Here is a 17,738-nt window from a genome sequence, read left to right as displayed (position 1 = left end):
TCCACGCAGGCAAGCGGAATCGCTCGACTTCGTCATGGCCCTGTCACGGTGGGGCCTCCAATGTCAGACCCCCGTGGCAGGCTGCGGGCCATGGACTTCTCCTTCCTCCACGCGGCGGATCTCCACCTCGACACGCCCTTCGCCGGCCTCGGGGCCCTGCAGCCTGCGGTGGCAGCGGCGCTGCGCGATGCGTCATTGTCGGCCTTCGATCGGCTCGTCGATCTGGCGGTGCAGCGGCGGGTGGCTTTCGTCCTCCTCGCCGGCGACCTCTACGACGGGCCCAAACGGGGCCTGCGGGCGCAGCTCCGTTTCCACCGCGGGATGGAGCGGCTCGCCGCCGCGGGGATCGGCTGCTTCGTCGTGCACGGCAACCATGACCCCCTCGAGGAGGGGTGGAGCGCGCTGCGCGGCTTTCCGGCCGGCGTCCACGTCTTCGGCGCCGGGGCGCCTTCGTCGGTGCCGGTGGTGCGGGAGGGCCGCTGCCTCGCGGTGGTCCACGGCGTGAGCTACGGCAGGCGGGAGGAGCGGGAGAACCTCGCCGCTGCCTTTCGGCGGGGGCCGGAGGCGGTCCTGCAGATCGGGCTGCTCCACGCCCACGTCGAGGGGCAGCAGGGCCACGATCCCTATGCACCCTGCAGCCTCGCGGATCTGGCGGCGAGCGGCCTGGACTATTGGGCCCTCGGTCACGTCCACGACCGGCAGATTCTCGCGCGCGGGCCGTCGTGGGTGGTCTACCCCGGCAACCTCCAGGGGCGGAGCCCGAAGGCCACCGAGTGCGGTGCCAAGGGGGCGGTGCTGGTCCACGTGGAGGCGGGGGCGGTGGCCGGGGTGGAGTTCGCGCCGCTGGCGCCGGTGCGCTTCGAGAACCTGCGGGTGGACGCAGCGGGGGTAGGAGATCTCGCCTCCCTGGAGCGGCTGGTTCTCGAGCGGATCCGGCCGGTGCTCCTCGAGCCTGCGGTGGAGGGAATCGTGGCCCGGCTCGAGATCGGCGGCAGGGCGGCGCTGCACCACGATCTGGCACGGGGCGGTGGCGAGGAGCTTCTCGCCTCGCTCCGCGACGCGTCCGCGGGCAGCGAGCCCTGGGTCCACTGGGATCGGGTGGCGGTCGGCACCTCGCCGCCCGTGGACCGGGCGGCGCTCCTCGCCCGCGACGATTTCGCCGGGGAGCTGCTCCGGCGGATCGATGCCCTGCAGCTGCGGGAGGAGGAACTGGCCGCGCTGGTCGAGGGGATCGACGCGCCGCTCCTCCGCGGCGAGATCGCACGGGTGCTGCAGCCCACCGACGGGGAGGAGCGCCTCGCCTTGCTCCGGGCGGCGGAGCGCTTCGCTCTCGATCGGCTGGGAGGTGAGGAATGATCCTGCGGGGCTGGCAGATCGACGGCTTCGGCCGGTGGCGGGACTTCCGGGTGGACGACCTCGATGCCGGGCTCAACGTGGTCACCGGGCCCAACGAGATCGGCAAGAGCACGATCCACGCGTTCGTGCGCGGCGTGCTCTTCGGCTTTCCGGACAACCGATCCCGGGAGCCGAAATATCCGCCGCTCCGTGGTGGCGAACACGGGGGCAGGCTCTTTCTCGAGACCGCTGCTGGTCCGGCCGCGGTGGGGCGATGGAGCAAGAAGCGCCGGACGGTGCTGGTGGAAGGGGCGGAGGGGGAGCGCCTCGAGGCGGGCCACTTCGAGCAGCTGCTGCGCGGGGCCAACGGGGAGCTCTTTCGCACGGTCTTCGCCTTCGGGCTCGACGAACTCGCCGGGCTCGAGGGGCTCTCGGCGGAGGAGGTGGGGCTGCGGCTCTTCGACGCCGGGCTCGAGGGCGCGGGGCGTTCCGTCGCCGGCGTGGCGGAGGAGCTGCAGCGCAGACAGCAGGCGGAGCACAAGAGCCGGGGCGGGCGGATCCGCGAGCTGGCGCGGGAGCTCGTCGAGGCGCGGCGAGCCCACGACGCCGCGGTGGCGCGGTCGTTGGGACACGGCGCGCTGGAAGCGCGCGAGCGGGAGCTGGAGGAGGCGCTGGCTTCCTCGCGGCGCGCCCTGGAGGCGGAGCGGCGGGCGCTCACGGGATACGAGACGCTGCTCGGGCTCTGGCCCCTCGAGCTCCGGCGGCGGCGTGCTGCGGAGGTGTTGGGGCCTGGGGGCGTGGAGGTGTTGGAGGACCTGGCGCCGCAGCTGGAGGGGCTGCTGGCGGACGGGGCACTGCAGCGCGATCGGATGCGGAGGAGCGAGGCGCTCGCCGCTGCGGTGGCGGAGCGGCGCGCTTCCTTCGCGCGCTCCCTGGCGGAGCTGGGGCCGGGCTGGGACGAGGGGCGGCTCGCGGCTACCGACCGCTCCCCGTCGCGCCGGGCGCGCATCGTCCGGGCACGTGAGGCGCTCGAGCGGGCGGAGCGGGCGCTGGCAGAAGCTACCCGCGTGCGGGAGGGCGCGGCGGCAGAGGAGGCCCGGCTCGCTGCGGAGCGGACGGCGATCGAGGGCGACGGGGCGGGCCCGGCGGAGAGCCGGGCGGTGGTGCGGGAGCGGCGCGAGGCATTGGCTCGTCTGCGGGCTGCCTGCGCCGAGCGGGATCGGCTGCTGCAGCGCGGCGATCGTGGCAGTGGCCGCCTGGGAGGCGTCGCCCTGGTTGCGGCGCTGCTCTTCCTGGCGGTGGCGGCGCTCGCCTGGGTGGCGGGGGCACCTGCTGCAGCGGCGGTCGGCGCCGTTGCTGCTTTGGCAGCCGGTCTCCTCGCCCTCTCGCTTCGCGGAGGCGCTGCTGGTGCGGGAAGCCGGGAGAACGAAGCAGCCCGCGCGGCCTGCGAAGCGGCGATCGAGCGCGCCTGCCTCGTGCTCGGTCTCGAAGCGCCGATCGATGCGGCGCGGCTCGAATCGTGCGCGATCGACCTGGAGGATCTGGAGCGTGCGGTCGAACGTGGCGACGAGCGGCGGCGGCAGGTCGCGGCCCTCGACGTGCGGCTCGCCGGTGCTGCGGCGGCGCTCGCTGCTGCGGTGGCAGCGCAGGACACCGCTGCCGATCGACTCGCCTCCCTGGAGATCGCCTGGCGCAAGGAAGCTTCCGATCTGGGCAGCAGCCTCTCGCCTGCTGCGGCGCTGGACCGCCTCGGAGCGATCGAGCGCTGTGCGGAGACGCTGGAGGCCTGCAGGCGGGAGGAGGCCGAGCTCGCCGGCGTGCGGGCGGCGGCGGCTCGTTGGGAGGGGTCGGTAGCCGAGCTACTCCAGGCTGCGGGGATCGACGGGGAGGGCGCCGCCGGCCTCGCGTCGTTGGCGGGCCGGTGGGAGCTCGCCCGTGCTGCCAGGGAGGCCGAGGTGCAGATCGCCGAGCAGGTCGGCGCCGGGCCGCGGGCGGCGACGCTGCGGGTCGTGCTCGCGCAGGGAGACCGGGCGGCGTGGGAGGAGGCGAAGGCGAAGGGCGCCGCCATCGTCGACGAGCTCGAGGCCACCTGCGCGGCCCAGGTGGAGGCGCTCGCTCTCCAGCGGAAGGAGCGGGCGGAGCTCGAGGCCTCTGCCGACGTGCCGGCGGCTGCGGCGCTGGTGATGGTGGCAGAGACGGAGCTCGCTGCGGCGGTGGGCCGCTACCGCGAGGCGGCGCTGCTCGAGCGCCTGCTCCTCGACACCCTCGAGCGCTTCCAGCAGGAGCGGCAGCCCGAGGTGCTGCGCTGGGCAAGCGAGGCGTTCGAGCAGATCACCGGGGGCCGCTACGTGCTCGTGCGCCAGCCGGCAGGGGTCCGGGAGGTGGAGGTCGTCGACGCAGGGGGTAGGGCCGTGCACGCCGGCGCATTGAGCCGCGGCACCCGCGAGCAGCTCTACGTCTGCATCCGACTCGGTCTGGTGCGTGCCTTCGCCGGGCGGGGGCTGCGCTTGCCGCTGCTCCTCGACGACGTCTTCGTCAACTTCGATCCGGCGCGTGCCGCTGCCACCGCCGCCGTGGTCGCCGACTTCGCCCGGGAGCACCAGGTGCTGCTCTTCACCTGCCACCCGCAGACCGTCCTGCTGGTGGAGGCGGTCGCCCCGGGGCGCCGGCGCATCGACCTCGGAGCTGCGGCGGAGGCGGCGATGCAGGTGGCTTGAGGCGTCGGGAGGCGCGGACGGTGCGGAAGCTGCAGGGAGAGGGGGACTTCTTCCTGGAGGACGCGATGAAAGTCCGCGCATGGATGACCCCGAATCCCTGGACCGTGGGCAAGGACCAGACGCTGGCGGTGGCCCACCGGCTCATGCGGCAGCACGAGATCCGCCACCTGCCGGTGCTCCACGGCGGCGCGCTGGTGGGGCTGGTGTCCCAGCGGGACCTGCACCTGATCGAGACGCTGCAGGACGTGCAGCAGGACGCGGTGCCGGTCGAGGATGCGATGAGCCCCGAGGTCTACGCCGTCGCTCCTGGCGACGACGTGGCGAAGGTCGCGGCGGAGATGGCGCGCCGCAGGCTCGGCTCGGCGGTGGTGGTGGAGAAGGGGAAGGTGGTCGGCCTCTTCACCACCACCGACGCGCTGTTGCTGCTCGCCGAGGTGCTCCGCAGATCCCGTCGTCCGGTGACGAAGAAGCCCCCCTCGGCTCCGGCGCCCGCTCGTGCCGAGCCGGCGAAAGCGGGGAAGGGTGCTGCGGTCGTGCCCGCCAGGAAGACCGCTGGACGGAGCGCCGTGGCGAAGATGGCCCGTGCCGGCAGAGCGCCCCGGCCTTCATGAGCTCAGGCGGCGTCGCGGACGGCGCCGGTATCCAGCAGCGAGACGCCGAAGGCGCGGAGGATGCGCCTGCCGTGATCACGCAAGCCGGTGACGCGCAGCTGCGGATGCGCGCGGAGTGGCCTGGCGACGAGGCCGAGCGCCAGGTCGGAGACCTCGCGGAGCTGCGAGAAGTCGATCACGAGCGCCCGGTCCTGCAGTGCGCCCAGGTGCTGGGCGAGATGGTGCGCGCCGCCGTGATCGAGCGTGCCCTCGAGGACGAGTCGCAGTGCGCCGCCGGCGATCGGCCGGCCATTGATCTTCAGATTCCCGTTCATCGTCGCTCTCCCCCGAATGGCTCGTGCCGGCGGCGGCGGGCCCGCACCGCCGCACCACCTGCGCGGCTCGTGTCGCGCTACGCAACCCATGCGCGAAAGAGGTGACGCCGCGGTGACGGGCAGGTCAAAGCGCTGCCACGATCACCGACGGCGTCGGCAGTCCCACGTGGGACGAGCGGCGCGGGGTACCGGCCCCCGGCCAGGGCGCGTGGGACGGAACGGCAGTCCCACGTGGGACGAGCGGCGCGGGGCACCGGCCCCCGGCCAGGGCGCGTGGGACGGAACGGCAGTCCCACGTGGGACCCGCCGCCGCCCCTGCAGGGTCGACTCCCTTGCTTCTTTTGACCTCATTCTGAAAAACTGAACGAAGGTCAGAAAGCGAGGGCGAGATGAACGAACTGGCAAGGGGCCTCTGGATCCACGACGCACCCTTCTCGTTGTTCGGCCTGCAGCTCGGCGCGCGGATGACCGTCGTCGAGCTGCCGGGCAGGGGGCTCCTCCTCCATGCCCCCGTACAACTGGACGAGGGCACCGAGCAGCAACTCCGCGCCCTCGGCGAGGTGCGGCACCTCGTCGCCCCGAACCTGCTGCACCACCTCTTCCTCCCCGACGCCGCCAGGCGCTTCGCCGGCGCCCGCCTCCACGGCCCACCTGGGATCGAGCGCAAGCACCCGGCGCTCACCTTCGAGCTCCTCGGCGAGGCCCCCGACCCGGCGTGGGCCGGCGTCATCGATCAGCAACGCATCGAGGGAATCCCCGCCCTGCGCGAGACGGTCTTCCTCCACCGGCCCAGCCGCACGCTCGTCTGCACCGATCTCGTCTTCCACTTCCGCCAGGCCCGCGGGCTGCTCACCCGGCTCTACCTCCGCCTCAACGGCGCGTTGGGCGGAGTGAAGCAGACCGGCCTCCTGCGCTCGGCGGTGAAGGACCGCGCGGCGGCGCGCCGCTCCCTCGATCGGGTCCTCGCCTGGGACTTCGACCGGGTGGTGATGGCCCACGGCGAGGTGCTCGAGCGGGGAGGGAAGGAGGCGCTCCGCGATGCCACCGCGTGGCTCTGACCCGGACGCAGCGCCCGGCGGCGACGTACCGCAGGCGACCGCTCCCGCCCCCCGCATCGCCCGCAAGGAACGCAGGCAGGCCGACCGCCGCGCCGCCATCCTCGACGCCGCCCGCCGCGTCCTCGAAGCAGACGGGGTCGCTGCCCTCACCATCGCCGCCGTCGCAGCCGAAGCCGACGTGAGCAAGCCCGCGGTCTACTACTACTTCCGCTCGAAGGAGGAGGTGATCGGCAACCTCGCCGCCAGCATCCTCGAGCAGGAGGTGCTCGCTCTCGAGGCCGCCATCGACCAGGCCCCCTCCGGCGTCGCGGCCTTGGCCGCCCTCGTCCGCGCCAAGGTGGATCGCTACGCGGCGGACCTCGCCACCTTCCGCCTCGCCTACGTCTATCCCCAGTGGATCGGCCTGCAGCCGGCGCTCCTCGCCGAGCGGATCTACCCGCTCTCCCAGCGGATCAACGATCGACTCGAGCAGCGCCTCGCAGCCGATCGCGAAGCAGGGAGGCTCCATCCCTCCCTGCATCCGCGCCGGCTCGCCAACCTGGCCTGGATCACCGCCCACGGGATCCTCTCCCTCGCCGCCTCCCTCGAGAGCGTCGGCGGCAACACCCGCGCGAGCCTCGAGCAGCTCCGCGACGAGGCCATCGCCTTGCTCCACCGGGCCGCGACCAGCCCCGCGGATCAGTAGCCGCCCGGCTTCCCGCTCGGCGCCAATGCCGGCTCGCCGCCCGGATCCGCATCCGGCTCCTGCGTCCCGGCGGCGCCCGGCGCCGGGCACCTCGACACGCGCAGCGGCCGCGATCAGAACTGCTGCTTGAGCGCCTTCGCGCACCCCTGCGAGAGGAGCTGCACCCCCACCGCCCGCGGCTCTCCGCCGGCCCGCTTCGGGCCGACGAAGAAGAGGTTGACCTCGGTACCGGGCCGCAGGGCGCTGCGGTCCACCGGCTCGCCGCCGAGAAAGACCGGCAGCTCCCCCGGCACCACGTACGTCACCGGCGCCCCGCCGCGAAAGGGCGCCACCCGCAGCCGGTCGGCCTCGACGTCGACCAACGTGCCCGGAACGCTGTCCTGCGCCCTGGCGATCATCTGCCTGCGCAGCTGCGTGGCGTCGGTGGGACGCGACTCCTTGCCTCCCGCGCATCCGGCGAGAAGCAGCGCGGCCCCCCATACGATTGCGACCAGCCGGCGGATCATCTGGGCCTCCTAGCGACACCCCGGGCGACCCGACCCTAAGCACCGCCGGGAGCGGGCGCGAGCGGCCACCACCCGGGTGGTAGGCGGCTTGCCCTCGAGCGGGCAGGTGTCCACCGATGCGGCCATGCGCGCCTTCCTCCTCTTCCTCGCCCTCCTCGGCACCGGTTGCGGCTGGATTGCCGACGTGACCCGCGCGCCGGCGCAGGCCGTGGGAAATCTCCTCCTCTCGCAGGAGCAGGAGGCAGCCCTCGGGAACCAGCTCGCCACCCAGATCCGCCAGCAGGAGCAGGTCGCCCCCGAGCCCCAGGCCCAGCAGTGCATCGACCGCATCGGCCGCACCCTGCTCGCCGAGCTCGGCGACGAACCCCAATTCGACTACACCTTCACGGTGCTCGAGGGCCCGGACGTGGTGAACGCCTTCGCGATTCCCGGCGGCCACATCTACGTCTACTCCGGCCTCGTGCTCGCGGCGGAGGACGAGTCGGAGCTGGCCTCGGTCCTCGGCCACGAGATCGGCCACGTGAAGGCGGGCCACGTCAGCGATCAGCTCGCAGCGGAGCTCGGCCTCCAGACCCTGGGTGCACTCGCGCTCGGCAACAACCCGGGCATGGTGGCGCAGCTCGCCACCGGGATCGCCGCGCAGGGCTACCTCGCCGCCTACTCACGGGACGCGGAGGAGGAGGCCGACACCATCGGCCTTCGCCTCCTCACCGGTGCCGGTTACGATCCGCACGGGATGGTGCGCTTCTTCCGCGAGCTCGAGGAGATCCAGGGCAGCAACCCGAACTTCGTGGAGGCCTTCTTCGCCACGCACCCGGCGCCGGGCGCACGCGCCGATCGCCTCGCGCGTCTGATCGACGATCGCGGTTACGCCACCGGCGGCAGCGAGGCGGTGGGCTGCTTCGACGAGGCGAAGGACCGGCTCGCCCCGTGATCCGGGGCCAGGCCAATCAGTCGGCCTCGAGCTGCGCTTCCTGCTCCACGTCCTGGACCCAGGGCACCTGCTGCAGCTCCGCGTAGGAGAGGCTCACGAACTGCCCCGGCTGCACCTCCTCGATCACCTCCGGATGCGCCCGGAGCGTCTGGTCGCGCACGGTGATCGTGCCCGCCGCCGGATCGACCGACGCCACCGTGCCCTCGACTTCGCCGGCCCGTGCCGTCTCCAGCCCGGCGCCTGCTGCAGGCCCGCCGCTCGAGGTGAGCCAGAGCGTGCCGTCGAAGTCGCGGAACTGCAGATCGACCCGGTCGCCCGTCCCCAGCTGCTGGATCTGCTCGGGGCTACCCCGCAACTCGAGCGCCTCGCCGCTGCCGGAGCGGAGCGCCACGGTGCCCGCGTCGTAGTCGACGTCCTCCACGATCCCCTGGACCCGGACCTGCCGCTGCTGCGACTCCGTCCGCGTCTGTGCCTGTTCCGAGGCATCGGGCCCCCGCGCCAGCGCAGCGCCGGGAACCAGCGCCGCCGCCAACACGCCTGCAAGGAGCACGTTCTTCCGCATGTCCCTTCCCTCCCGCCACGGTCCGCAATGGAACCAGCGGCTGGCGGCAGCACGACGCCGCCCCGAGAGGAAGATGACCACCGGAATGGGGGCAGCAACGAGCGCACGAAGCCGAAGCCGGCGCTCGCTGCGCAACCGACCTACAGCGCGGTCACCGGCCGCGACTCGTGCCCCCTGGCGCCGGCGACGCGGGCGACGAGGTCCGACTCGACCATGCTCCAGGAGAGCCCCAGCTCGCGAGCTGCGCGGGTCGAGATGCCCTCGCACTCCGTGCCCGGGAGCTGCTCGCCGGAGGGCAGCTCGTAGCATCCGGGCTTTCCGTGGCCACCGTCGGCGGTGAGGTAGAGCCTGTGGTCGCTCGCGGCGGATCCATTCGGAAAGGTGACGAAGCCCTCGCCACCCGCGAGCAGGTTCCGCCCGAGGAAGACGTTCTCCGACTCGATGCCGAGGAGCGCTGCCACCGTCGGCGCCACGTCGATCTGGCCCGCGGTCGCGGAGAGAGCGCCGGCCCCGGCGCCGCCGGGCAGCCGGATCAATGCGGGGATCCGGCGCTCGGTGCGGAACCACGCAGGCGCATCGTCGTCGGAGAGCGCGAGGAAGTCGCCGACGTTGGAGCTGTCGCGGGCCACGCCCATGTGATCGCCGTAGACCACGAGGATCGACTCGTCGAGCATCCCCTCGCTGCGCAGGCGCTCCACCAGCTTGCCCAACGCACGATCGGTGTAGCGCACGGTGTCCAGGTAATGGGCCACCCGGGTCCTGGCGAAGTCGCCGTGGTCGAGCTCGCGGGGCAGGTTGGGGAAGTTGAAGGGCGTGTGGCTGGTGAGCGAGATCACCAGCGCGTAGTAGGGCGCCTGCAACGCCTTCAGCTTGTCGACGGTCTGGTCGAAGAAATCCTCGTCGGAGAGGCCAAGGCCGATCTCCTCGCCGCCGCTGTAGCTCCGCTCGTCGAAGTAGGTGGAGATGCCGACGGTCGGGTACATCGCCGCGCGGTTCCAGAAATCGGGCCGGTTGGCGTGCATCGCCGCGGTGGTGTAGCCCGCCTCGCGCAGGATCTCGGGGAAGCAGCGCAGATCGTTGGTCGCGTGCTCGTAGTAGACCGAGCCGGTGCGCAGCGCGTAGAGCGAGCACTGCGCGGTGAACTCCGCGTCGGACGTGGTGCCCTGGCCCACCTGCGAGTGCATCCGGGTGAGGTGGATGCTCTCCTTCGCCAGCGCGTTGAAGTGCGGCGTCACCGGCTCGCCCCCGACCTCCATCTCGGTCGGGAAGGCCTGCCAGGACTCGATCTGCACGATGATCACGTTCTTGCCGGCGAAGGCGCCGGCGAGCTTGCCCCCGGCATTCGGCTGCGCCTGCTTGGCGTCGAAGAAGGCCCGGGCCTCGGCGTAGGCCTCCTCGGTGGAGCCGAAGCGCTTCTTCAGGCCGCGCCCGAGGTAGGTGCCGGCGTCGTAGGCGTGGTAGCCGATGGGGCCCACGCGGCTCGCAACCATGGTGTGGCCGCCGAAGGGCTTCTTGAGCCGGCGGGTGGTGAGGCCGACGGAAGCGAGGAGCGCGAAGCCGATCCCGGTGAGGAGCGCGGCGCGCCGCAGGTCGAAGTGGCGCTGCCGCTGCAGCCAGGGCCTGCGCGCCGCGGCGAGGGCCACGAGGAGCACCGGGCCCAGGAAGAGGAGGACGTCGGTGGGGCGGATCAGGTCCTCGATCACGCCGTGGAGGCCACCCATCAGGCCGGCGTGGCGCAGCGACGCCACCGAGGGCAGGTCGGCGAACTGCCGGAAATAGATCAGATCGGTGAGCAGCAGCACGCCGTAGGCCACGTCGACGGCGGCGAGGGCGAGGAGGCGCAGCCGGCCCCGGAGCACGAAGGCCCAGGAGAGGGAGAGGAGGGCGGCGCCGCTCAGGGCGAGGAAGGTGTTGGGCGGCGCCTGCGGCGACTCGATGAACGCCCAGATCACCAGCATCTGCTTGAGGACCAGGTAGGCGACGCAGCTCGAGAAGAACGGATGGGCACGGATGCCGTTGCGGGCCCAACCGTAGATGGCGCCGAGTCGCTGCTTCACCTTCATCCGGAATCCCCTTCGGCCATCCAGGCGCCCATTTGTCGGGCGGATGACGGCCAGACGGCGGGGAGGTTGCCCTAAGGGAACGATTGGGGCAAGGCCGTGGCGGGGTGGGGCACGCTCGCCTGCAAGGGGCCAAAAGGGCCCGGAAGGGGCCCCCAGCACTCCTTCAGCGCAGGAGCTCGTCGGAAACCGCCTCCAGCGAGGGCAGGCAGGCCTCGGCGAGGACGAAGCGCCCGTCCTGGCGGGGCCAGGCCTCCGGCACACAGGCGCAGCGCATCCGCGCCGCCTTGGCGGCGATCACGCCGGTGAGCGAATCCTCGAAGACCAGGCATTCCTCGGGCCGCACCCCGAGCGCTGCCGCGGTGCTGAGGAAGATGGCAGGGTGGGGTTTGCCCCAGGGCTCCTCCTCGGCGGAGCGGACCACGACGAAGCGGTCGGCGATCCCCAGGCGACCGAGGACCGCCTCGATGATCCGCATCGGCGACGAGGAGGCGAGGGCGATGGCGAGGCCGTGGCCCCGGGCCCAGTCGAGGGCCCTGTCGACCCCGCGCTTGGCGCTGCCCCGCTCGCCGATGAGCTCGATCATCCGCCGGACGATCCGCTCCTGCACCACCGCCGTACCCGGCTCCTCCCATGGGTGGCGCCGGTGCCAGTGGGCCACCACGTCGTCGATGCGCAACCCGGTGGTCTGGTGGCACATCTCCTCGGTGAGCGGCACGCCGACCGAACGGAAGACCTCCACCTCCGCCGCCCGCCACAGGGGCTCGGAATCGATGAGCAGGCCGTCCATGTCGAAGATCGCCGCGCGGATCATCGGGTACCACCACCATGAATCGCCGCCCCCAGGCGGCGGCTCGCACCGTAGACGAAAGGGCGGCGCTGCGTCACGGTGCACGTGGCCCGAGGAGTGGACGTGAAGCGATTGGTCGACTGGCTGAAGAGGCGGAATTGGCGGAGCCTGCTCCGCGAGATGGCAATCCTCGCCGCGATCCTGGTGGCGATCGGCGCGTGGCAGGGCCGCAACCTCGTCGGCAGCGGCGGCCCCGCTCCGGCCCTCGCCCTCCACACCCTCGACGGCAAGCCCTTCGATCTCGCCTCGCTCCGCGGCCAGAAGGCGGTGGTCGCGTTCTGGGCCCCGTGGTGCGGGGTCTGCAAGGTGGAGATGCCCACGCTCAATGCCCTGGCGAAGGACGGCGTGCCGGTGATCGGCGTGGCCCTCTCCTATCCGGACGTCGCCTCGGTGGAGCGCTTCGCCAGCGAGCACGACCTCTCCTTCCCGGTGCTCCTCGGCGACGAGCGCACCGGCCCCGCCTGGAAGGTGGACGCCTACCCGACGCTCTACATCGTCGACGAGGAGGGCCGGATCGAGCACGCGGTGGTGGGCTACACCACGGGCCTCGGCCTGCGCCTCCGGCTCCTCTGAAGAAGCCATGCGCAAGCTGCCGTCCGGCAGCGGCCTCGCCCACGCGCCGCATTGGGAAGCGCCCGAGCGCATCGCCACCGTGATTCGGTCCTTCCTCGCAGCGGCGCCGTAGCCCACCATCTCCTCATGCGCTTCGACGAGCTCGACCAGCGGCTGCGCCGCTTCGAAACGACGAGCGATCGCTTCCTCCCTGCCGACGCGTGGCTCGTGGCCCGGGTGGACGGCCGCTCCTTCACCCGCCTCACCCGCGAGCTGCATCCCTTCGACGCCCCCTTCGATCCACGTTTCCGCGACCTGATGATCGCCACCGCCCGGCACCTCCTCGTGGCGGGGTTCCGCGTGGCCTACGCCCACACCCACAGCGACGAGATCTCCCTGCTCTTCCACCGCGGCGAGGCGGCCTTCGGGCGCAAGGAGCGCAAATGGCTCTCGGTGCTCGCCGGCGAGGCGAGCGGCCAGTTCTCCGTCGCCCTGGGCCGGCCTGCAGCCTTCGATTGCAGGGTGAGCCGCCTGCCGGACGCGGAGGCGGTGGTGGACTACTTCCGCTGGCGGCAGGAAGACGCCCGGCGCAACGCCCGCAACGGCCACTGCCATTGGCTCCTCCGCCGCGAGGGCCGATCGGCAGCGGAGTCCACCGCGCACCTCGACGGCCTCCCCATCGAGGCGAAGGACGAGCTCCTCGCCGCACGCGGCACGGCCTTCGACGCGCTGCCCGCCTGGCAGCGGCACGGCATCGGACTGTGGTGGGAGACCATCGAGCGGCAGGCGCGTCACGGACGAACCGGCGCGCCTGCGCTGGCCCGTCGCAAACGGCTGCGCGTCGTGCTCGATCTGCCCGGAGGCGAGAGCTACGCCGCGCTCGTCGAGGCGCGCCTCGCGGAAGCGGAAGCGGGGGGCCCGGGCTCCACGGGCCGAGGTTCGTGAAGCCCGGGCTCCGCACGCGGCCCTGGGGCCAGGGCCGCGTCCACGCGGGCGGATCAACCCTGCGAGCTACTTCCTCTGGCGCTGCTTCCCTTCCTCGATCAGCTCGCGGACACGCTGGCCACCCTTGTGGCCGATCTCCTCGTAGAACGCATGGCCCCGTTCCCGGGCGACGGTCTCGCCGCCCTTGCGGCCTGCCTCCTGCACGGTCATCGTCCGCTTGTTCTCCGTCTCCTTGCGACCAGCCATCCGAAGTCCCTCCTGCAGCGCTCCTTGCGTCCCCTGAGATGGACGATTGGAACGGAAGGGGCGCCGCGCAAACGGCGCTCGGGGAAGAGAAAGGCAGCCATGCGCGCGCGTTCGATCGACGTTCCACCTGCGGGATTCCTCGTGCAGGAGGCGTTCGTCGACGAGGCGGAGGAGCGGGCGATCCTCGCCGAGCTGGAGGCGCGCACCTTCCGCGAGGTCCGCATGCACGGCGTGGTCGCGCGGCGCACCGTGCTCCACTTCGGCTGGACCTACGCCTACGAGAGCTGGCGCATCGAGCGCGGGGAGCCGCTGCCTTCGTGGCTGCATGCGCTGCGCGAGAAGGCGGCCGCAATCGGCGGTCTCGAGGCCGCGGCGCTCGGCCAATGCCTCGTTTCGCGCTACCCGCCGGGCGCGGGGATCGGCTGGCACCGGGACGCGCCGATGTTCGGGCCGGTGGTGGTGGGGATCTCGCTGGGCGCCGCCTGCCGCTTCAAGTTGCGGCGCACGGTCGAGGAGGGGCCGGAGGTCTACGCCGCCACGCTCGAGCCCCGCTCCGCCTACGTGCTCGGCGGCGAGGCGCGGACGGCGTGGCAGCACACCATCCCAGCGGTGAAGGCGCTGCGCCACTCGATCACCTTCCGCACGGTGAAGGACCCGGCGAAATGGGATCGGGCTGCTGCAGCCGAAGAATGAGTCAGTTCCCCTCGATCGCCGGAACCGCGGCCTCGTCCTGGTAGCGGCCTGCGGTGGTGACGGTGAGCACGACGACGAGGGCGAAGAGGGTCAGCCAGATGGCGTTCTTCACGGGAGCTCCTGGAGGCGGGGGCTGCTCGAACGCCTGGCATGGTAGCGACAAAGCTGCCGCGGGCAAAGTGCCCGACCGCGGCAAAATGCCGCATTTCATTGGACTTAGCGGTCGCCTGACGCAGTTCTTTGCGCCTGGCCGGCGGGATGCGCGAATCCTTTGCGCGCCCCCGGGGATCTGACGGGGCAGAAAGACCGGCCCCCGACATCCCGGTCCGGAATCGAAAGGCCTATGGACGCACTCACTCCCTTCCTGCTTCCGCTTCTGGGCGGCGCGCTCATCGGGCTCGCCTCGGCCCTGCTCCTCCTCGGCAACGGCCGCATCGCCGGCATCAGCGGCATCATTGCGGGCCTCGTGCTCCCCAGCGGGGAGAGCCGCCCCTGGCGCGCCGCCTTCGTCGGCGGGATGCTCGCGGTCGGCGCGGTCTTCGCCGCGCTCCGCCCCGAGATGCTCCCCTCGGCGGACGGCTCCCTGCTCGTCGCCGGCGCGGCGGGCATCCTCGTCGGCTTCGGCACCCGCCTCGGCTCCGGCTGCACCAGCGGCCACGGCGTGTGCGGGATCAGCCGTTTTTCGCCGCGCTCGCTCGCGGCGACGCTCACCTTCATCGCCACCGGCGCGGTGACGGTCTTCGTGATGGGGGTGCTCTGATGCGCAAAACCCTCAACGCACTCGTCGCCGGGATCCTCTTCGGCGTCGGCCTGGTCCTCGCCGGCATGACCCTGCCGGAGAAGGTCCAGGGCTTCCTCGACTTCACCGGCGACTGGGATCCGAGCCTCGCCTTCGTCATGGGCGGCGCGATCCTCGTCTACCTGCCGCTCAACCGGCTGATCCGCCGCAAGGAGAAGCCCCTCCTCGAGCCGGCCTTCGAGCTGCCGGTGAAGAGGACGTTGGACGGAAAGCTCCTCGCCGGCGCCGCGATCTTCGGGGTCGGCTGGGGCCTCGGCGGCTTCTGTCCCGGACCGGCGATCGTCTCCGCCGCCACGGGCACCACGCGCCTCGGCGTCTTCATGCTGGCGATGATCGGCGGCATGGCGATCCACCGGCTGCTCTTCGTCAAGGCACCGGGCCGCGAGAAGGCCGTGCAGCGCGCACCGCAGGCCGAGCCGATCGCGGACGCCTGACGGATCGCAATCCCTCCTGCCGGTGGCGCGCCCGCAGCCTGGTGGCCACCGGCAACCGTGCCTATCGCTATCTCCAACGGCGCCGTTTCAGCGGCGCTCGTTGCACGGAGGTGGCGATGGCGGAGGGATATATCGAGGGCGCCCATTCTGCTGGGCCGGGCATGGTCCGGCTCCACGAGAGCGCCGAGGAATTGCTGCGGGACGTGGAGGCGAGCGGCGCGCTCCCCGAAGGCGTGACGGCGGAGGCTGCGGTCTCCGGCGTGCTCTGCACGCTCGCGATGCGCCTCACCGGCGGCGAGGCGAGCAACTTCTTCGCGTCGCTTCCGGACGGCATCCGGCCGCTCCTGCGCACCTGCACGCTGCACCAGGATCAGGCGGCGCAGCTCTTCGACAAGCCGGCGTTCATCCGCAAGGTGGCGCACCACTTCGGCCTGGGCGACGACGACGCCGAGCCGATCGCGCGGGCGGTGCTCCGGGCGACGCGGGCGCGGATCCCGACCGGCGAGCTCCACGGCGTGGAGGGGCAGCTCCCGAAGGATCTGAAGGAGCTCTGGACCCACGGGTAGCGCCTGGTGGGGCGCTCCAGCACGAAGCAGCGCACGCGCGTGCCGCTTCAGCGCAGGTAACCGAGCAGGAGCCGCACCAGCTCCTGCTCGAGTCGCTCGTCGAGGAGCGCCGGCGCCTCCTCCACCGCTGCGTGGACCAGCGCCTCGAGGGCGTGGCCGACGACGAACGCCGCCAGCTCCAGGTCGACGTCCGGCCGCAACTCGTCCCGGTGCGCTTCGAACAGCTGCCGGAGCATCTCGCGCCCCTGCGCGGCGAGGGTGCGCACCAGCTCGTGCTGCCCCACCTCCCGCACCAGCGCGAACATCGCCACGTAGAGCGCGCGCTCCCGGCGGTGCATCGCCACCAGCGACCGGACGCCGGCGGCGAGGCGCTCGCCGAAGGGCCTTCCCGCGAGCGCCCCGATCGCGCCGCCCACCTCCTCGAGGCTCCGCGCCGCCCGCTGCTCGATCAGCGCCGCGGCGAGTGCCTGCTTGTTGGGGAAGTATTGGTAGAGCGAGCCGATGCTCACCCCGGCGATCGCCGCGATCTCGTTGGTGGTCGCCTCGTCCAGGCTGCGGCCGGTCGCCAGAACGCGAGCCGTGGCCTCGAGGAGCACGTCGACCAGCTCGCGGGACCTCCGCTGCCGGGGTCTTTTTCTGGCGCGGTTGGGGGCTTCGTCGGTCATGGCGAACGCGAGTAGCGGGGGAGTGGGCCGCCACCCTAGCATCGGGGCCCGGAGGTAGGGCAGATGGCAGCGAAGAAGAAGGTGCTGATCGCCGGCGCGGGGATCGGCGGATTGACCCTGGGACACGCCCTGCTGCAGCGGGGCTTCGAGGTGGAGATCTTCGAGCGGGCCCCGGCGCTCCTGCCGCTCGGCGCCGGGATCACCATCCAGTCGAATGCGGTGCTCGCGCTGCGCACCCTCGGCCTCGACCCCGCGATCGCGGCGCGGAGCGCCCGGATCGATCGGGCGGAGATCGTCTCGCCGACCGGCGCCATCCTCTCCCGCCTGCCGTTGGATGCGGTGGCGGCGCGTCTCGGCGCCCCGATGCTGGCCATCCACCGCGGCGTGCTCCAGCAGCTCCTCGCCGCGGGGCTGGAGCCACACCTGCGCCTGGGCAGCGAAGCGCACGGTATCCGGGAGGAGGCGGGCGGGGTGGCGCTCCGCTTCGCGGACGGCAGCGAGGCCCGGGGCGATCTGCTCGTCGGCGCCGACGGGCTCCACTCCGCGATCCGCCGCCACGTCGCTGGCGAGGAGGCGCCCCGCTACGCGGGCTACACCGCCTGGCGCGGCGTCGCCCGCATGGACACCGAGCCCGGCCGCAGCACCGAGGCCTGGGGTGCCGGCGAGCGCTTCGGCGTGGTACCGATCGGCGAGGGGCTGGTCTACTGGTTCGGCGTCGCCGACGCGCCGGCGGGGGTGCACCGCTCGCCAACTGGGGAGAAGGAGGAGCTCCTCCGCCGCTTCGGCAGCTGGCACGAGCCCTGCGGCAGGTTGATCGAGGCGACACCGGCAGAGGTGATCCTCCGCACCGACATCTTCGACCGCACGCCGATCGCGAAGTGGAGCCGCGGCTGCGTCACCCTCCTCGGCGACGCGGCCCACCCGATGACGCCGAACCTCGGCCAGGGCGGCTGCCAGGCGATCGAGGACGCGGTGGTCCTCGCCGGCTGCCTCGCCGGCGCGCGGGATCTGGCGGAAGGACTCGCCGCCTACGAGGCGCGGCGGGTGGCCCGCGCCAACCGCTTCGTCGCCGAATCGCGGCGGTTGGGGCAGGTCGCCCAGTGGCGCCATCCGATCGCGCGCATCGCCCGCACCGCGCTCCTTCGCGCCACGCCTGCGGCGCAGATGGAGCGCCGCCTCCGCGCCACCCTCGCCTTCGAGCCGTGA

20 protein-coding genes are annotated in these 17,738 nt (G+C 72.5%); 13 read left to right on the top strand and 7 right to left on the bottom strand.

Features of this window, described 5'->3' with window-relative positions; genetic code table 11:
- The first annotated feature begins 60 nt into the window (after positions 1–60).
- The 3 genes from ACESMR_RS19505 (at position 61) to ACESMR_RS19495 (ending at position 4,663) form a co-directional block, all read left to right on the top strand.
- On the top strand, positions 61–1,356 hold the full coding sequence (locus tag ACESMR_RS19505; protein ID WP_373048792.1) for an exonuclease SbcCD subunit D: 1,296 nt from the start codon (positions 61–63) through the stop codon (positions 1,354–1,356).
- Positions 1,353–4,052 (top strand): AAA family ATPase, encoded by a 2,700-nt coding sequence (locus ACESMR_RS19500; RefSeq protein WP_373048791.1) that lies wholly within the window; start codon positions 1,353–1,355, stop codon positions 4,050–4,052. Before ACESMR_RS19505 ends, ACESMR_RS19500 begins: the two co-directional genes overlap by 4 nt.
- A 65-nt stretch (positions 4,053–4,117) precedes the next feature.
- A complete protein-coding gene (locus ACESMR_RS19495) occupies positions 4,118–4,663 on the top strand; it encodes a CBS domain-containing protein (RefSeq protein WP_373048790.1) in 546 nt (181 codons plus the stop codon).
- Between the two features lie 2 nt (positions 4,664–4,665).
- On the opposite strand, the gene ACESMR_RS19490 is transcribed toward ACESMR_RS19495, so the two are convergent.
- Positions 4,666–4,977, bottom strand: a complete 312-nt coding sequence (locus ACESMR_RS19490; RefSeq protein ID WP_373048789.1) for an STAS domain-containing protein — start codon at positions 4,975–4,977, stop codon at positions 4,666–4,668.
- A gap of 389 nt (positions 4,978–5,366) precedes the next feature.
- Between ACESMR_RS19490 and ACESMR_RS19485 the strand changes: the two genes are divergently transcribed.
- Together ACESMR_RS19485 and ACESMR_RS19480 are read left to right on the top strand one after the other, a co-directional pair.
- Positions 5,367–6,035 (top strand): DUF4336 domain-containing protein, encoded by a 669-nt coding sequence (locus tag ACESMR_RS19485; RefSeq protein ID WP_373048788.1) that lies wholly within the window; start codon positions 5,367–5,369, stop codon positions 6,033–6,035.
- Positions 6,016–6,720: a TetR/AcrR family transcriptional regulator gene (locus tag ACESMR_RS19480; RefSeq protein WP_373048787.1), complete on the top strand. Its 705-nt coding sequence runs from the start codon at positions 6,016–6,018 to the stop codon at positions 6,718–6,720. The genes ACESMR_RS19485 and ACESMR_RS19480 overlap by 20 nt, the downstream gene beginning before the upstream one ends.
- Before the next feature lie 113 nt (positions 6,721–6,833).
- Here ACESMR_RS19480 and ACESMR_RS19475 read toward each other — a convergent pair whose 3' ends face one another.
- Positions 6,834–7,226 carry a hypothetical protein gene (locus ACESMR_RS19475; RefSeq protein ID WP_373048786.1) on the bottom strand — a complete coding sequence of 131 codons (393 nt, stop codon included), beginning with the start codon at positions 7,224–7,226 and terminating at the stop codon, positions 6,834–6,836.
- Between the two features lie 124 nt (positions 7,227–7,350).
- On the opposite strand from ACESMR_RS19475, the gene ACESMR_RS19470 reads away from it, so the two are divergent.
- Entirely contained in the window at positions 7,351–8,160 is an 810-nt protein-coding gene (locus tag ACESMR_RS19470; RefSeq protein ID WP_373048785.1) for a M48 family metallopeptidase, read from the top strand.
- Positions 8,161–8,176: 16 nt separating this feature from the next.
- Here ACESMR_RS19470 and ACESMR_RS19465 read toward each other — a convergent pair whose 3' ends face one another.
- The 3 genes from ACESMR_RS19465 to hxpB form a co-directional block, all read right to left on the bottom strand.
- Complete coding sequence (locus ACESMR_RS19465; protein WP_373048784.1) at positions 8,177–8,722, bottom strand: hypothetical protein; 546 nt, start codon at positions 8,720–8,722, stop codon at positions 8,177–8,179.
- Between the two features lie 140 nt (positions 8,723–8,862).
- Entirely contained in the window at positions 8,863–10,785 is a 1,923-nt protein-coding gene (locus tag ACESMR_RS19460; protein WP_373048783.1) for an LTA synthase family protein, read from the bottom strand.
- 163 nt (positions 10,786–10,948) lie between these two features.
- Entirely contained in the window at positions 10,949–11,596 is a 648-nt protein-coding gene (gene hxpB, locus ACESMR_RS19455) for a hexitol phosphatase HxpB (protein WP_373048782.1), read from the bottom strand.
- A gap of 99 nt (positions 11,597–11,695) precedes the next feature.
- Between hxpB and ACESMR_RS19450 the strand changes: the two genes are divergently transcribed.
- Positions 11,696–12,205 (top strand): TlpA disulfide reductase family protein, encoded by a 510-nt coding sequence (locus ACESMR_RS19450; protein ID WP_373048781.1) that lies wholly within the window; start codon positions 11,696–11,698, stop codon positions 12,203–12,205.
- A gap of 126 nt (positions 12,206–12,331) precedes the next feature.
- The gene (locus ACESMR_RS19445; RefSeq protein ID WP_373048780.1) at positions 12,332–13,129 is read left to right on the top strand and encodes a tRNA(His) guanylyltransferase Thg1 family protein; all 798 of its coding nucleotides are present in this window, start codon (positions 12,332–12,334) and stop codon (positions 13,127–13,129) included.
- A 66-nt stretch (positions 13,130–13,195) separates the two neighbouring features.
- Here ACESMR_RS19445 and ACESMR_RS19440 read toward each other — a convergent pair whose 3' ends face one another.
- The gene (locus tag ACESMR_RS19440; RefSeq protein WP_373048779.1) at positions 13,196–13,375 is read right to left on the bottom strand and encodes a hypothetical protein; all 180 of its coding nucleotides are present in this window, start codon (positions 13,373–13,375) and stop codon (positions 13,196–13,198) included.
- A 99-nt stretch (positions 13,376–13,474) separates the two neighbouring features.
- Between ACESMR_RS19440 and ACESMR_RS19435 the strand changes: the two genes are divergently transcribed.
- The 4 genes from ACESMR_RS19435 to ACESMR_RS19420 all read left to right on the top strand — a co-directional run bounded on the left by ACESMR_RS19435 (position 13,475) and on the right by ACESMR_RS19420 (position 15,867).
- The gene (locus tag ACESMR_RS19435; protein ID WP_373048778.1) at positions 13,475–14,068 is read left to right on the top strand and encodes an alpha-ketoglutarate-dependent dioxygenase AlkB; all 594 of its coding nucleotides are present in this window, start codon (positions 13,475–13,477) and stop codon (positions 14,066–14,068) included.
- 343 nt (positions 14,069–14,411) lie between these two features.
- Positions 14,412–14,828 (top strand): YeeE/YedE family protein, encoded by a 417-nt coding sequence (locus tag ACESMR_RS19430; RefSeq protein WP_373048777.1) that lies wholly within the window; start codon positions 14,412–14,414, stop codon positions 14,826–14,828.
- The gene (locus ACESMR_RS19425) at positions 14,828–15,301 is read left to right on the top strand and encodes a DUF6691 family protein (RefSeq protein WP_373048776.1); all 474 of its coding nucleotides are present in this window, start codon (positions 14,828–14,830) and stop codon (positions 15,299–15,301) included. The genes ACESMR_RS19430 and ACESMR_RS19425 overlap by 1 nt, the downstream gene beginning before the upstream one ends.
- A 116-nt stretch (positions 15,302–15,417) precedes the next feature.
- Positions 15,418–15,867, top strand: a complete 450-nt coding sequence (locus ACESMR_RS19420; RefSeq protein ID WP_373048775.1) for a DUF2267 domain-containing protein — start codon at positions 15,418–15,420, stop codon at positions 15,865–15,867.
- Between the two features lie 47 nt (positions 15,868–15,914).
- Here ACESMR_RS19420 and ACESMR_RS19415 read toward each other — a convergent pair whose 3' ends face one another.
- Positions 15,915–16,532 (bottom strand): TetR/AcrR family transcriptional regulator, encoded by a 618-nt coding sequence (locus ACESMR_RS19415; RefSeq protein ID WP_373048774.1) that lies wholly within the window; start codon positions 16,530–16,532, stop codon positions 15,915–15,917.
- Between the two features lie 63 nt (positions 16,533–16,595).
- On the opposite strand from ACESMR_RS19415, the gene ACESMR_RS19410 reads away from it, so the two are divergent.
- Entirely contained in the window at positions 16,596–17,738 is a 1,143-nt protein-coding gene (locus ACESMR_RS19410; protein ID WP_373048773.1) for an FAD-dependent monooxygenase, read from the top strand.

This window comes from Vulgatibacter sp. (assembly GCF_041687135.1).
In the GTDB taxonomy this organism is placed as follows: domain Bacteria; phylum Myxococcota; class Myxococcia; order Myxococcales; family Vulgatibacteraceae; genus JAWLCN01.
The sequence above is the reverse complement of the archived record's forward strand: the minus strand, read 5'-3'. Positions and strand labels throughout refer to the sequence as shown.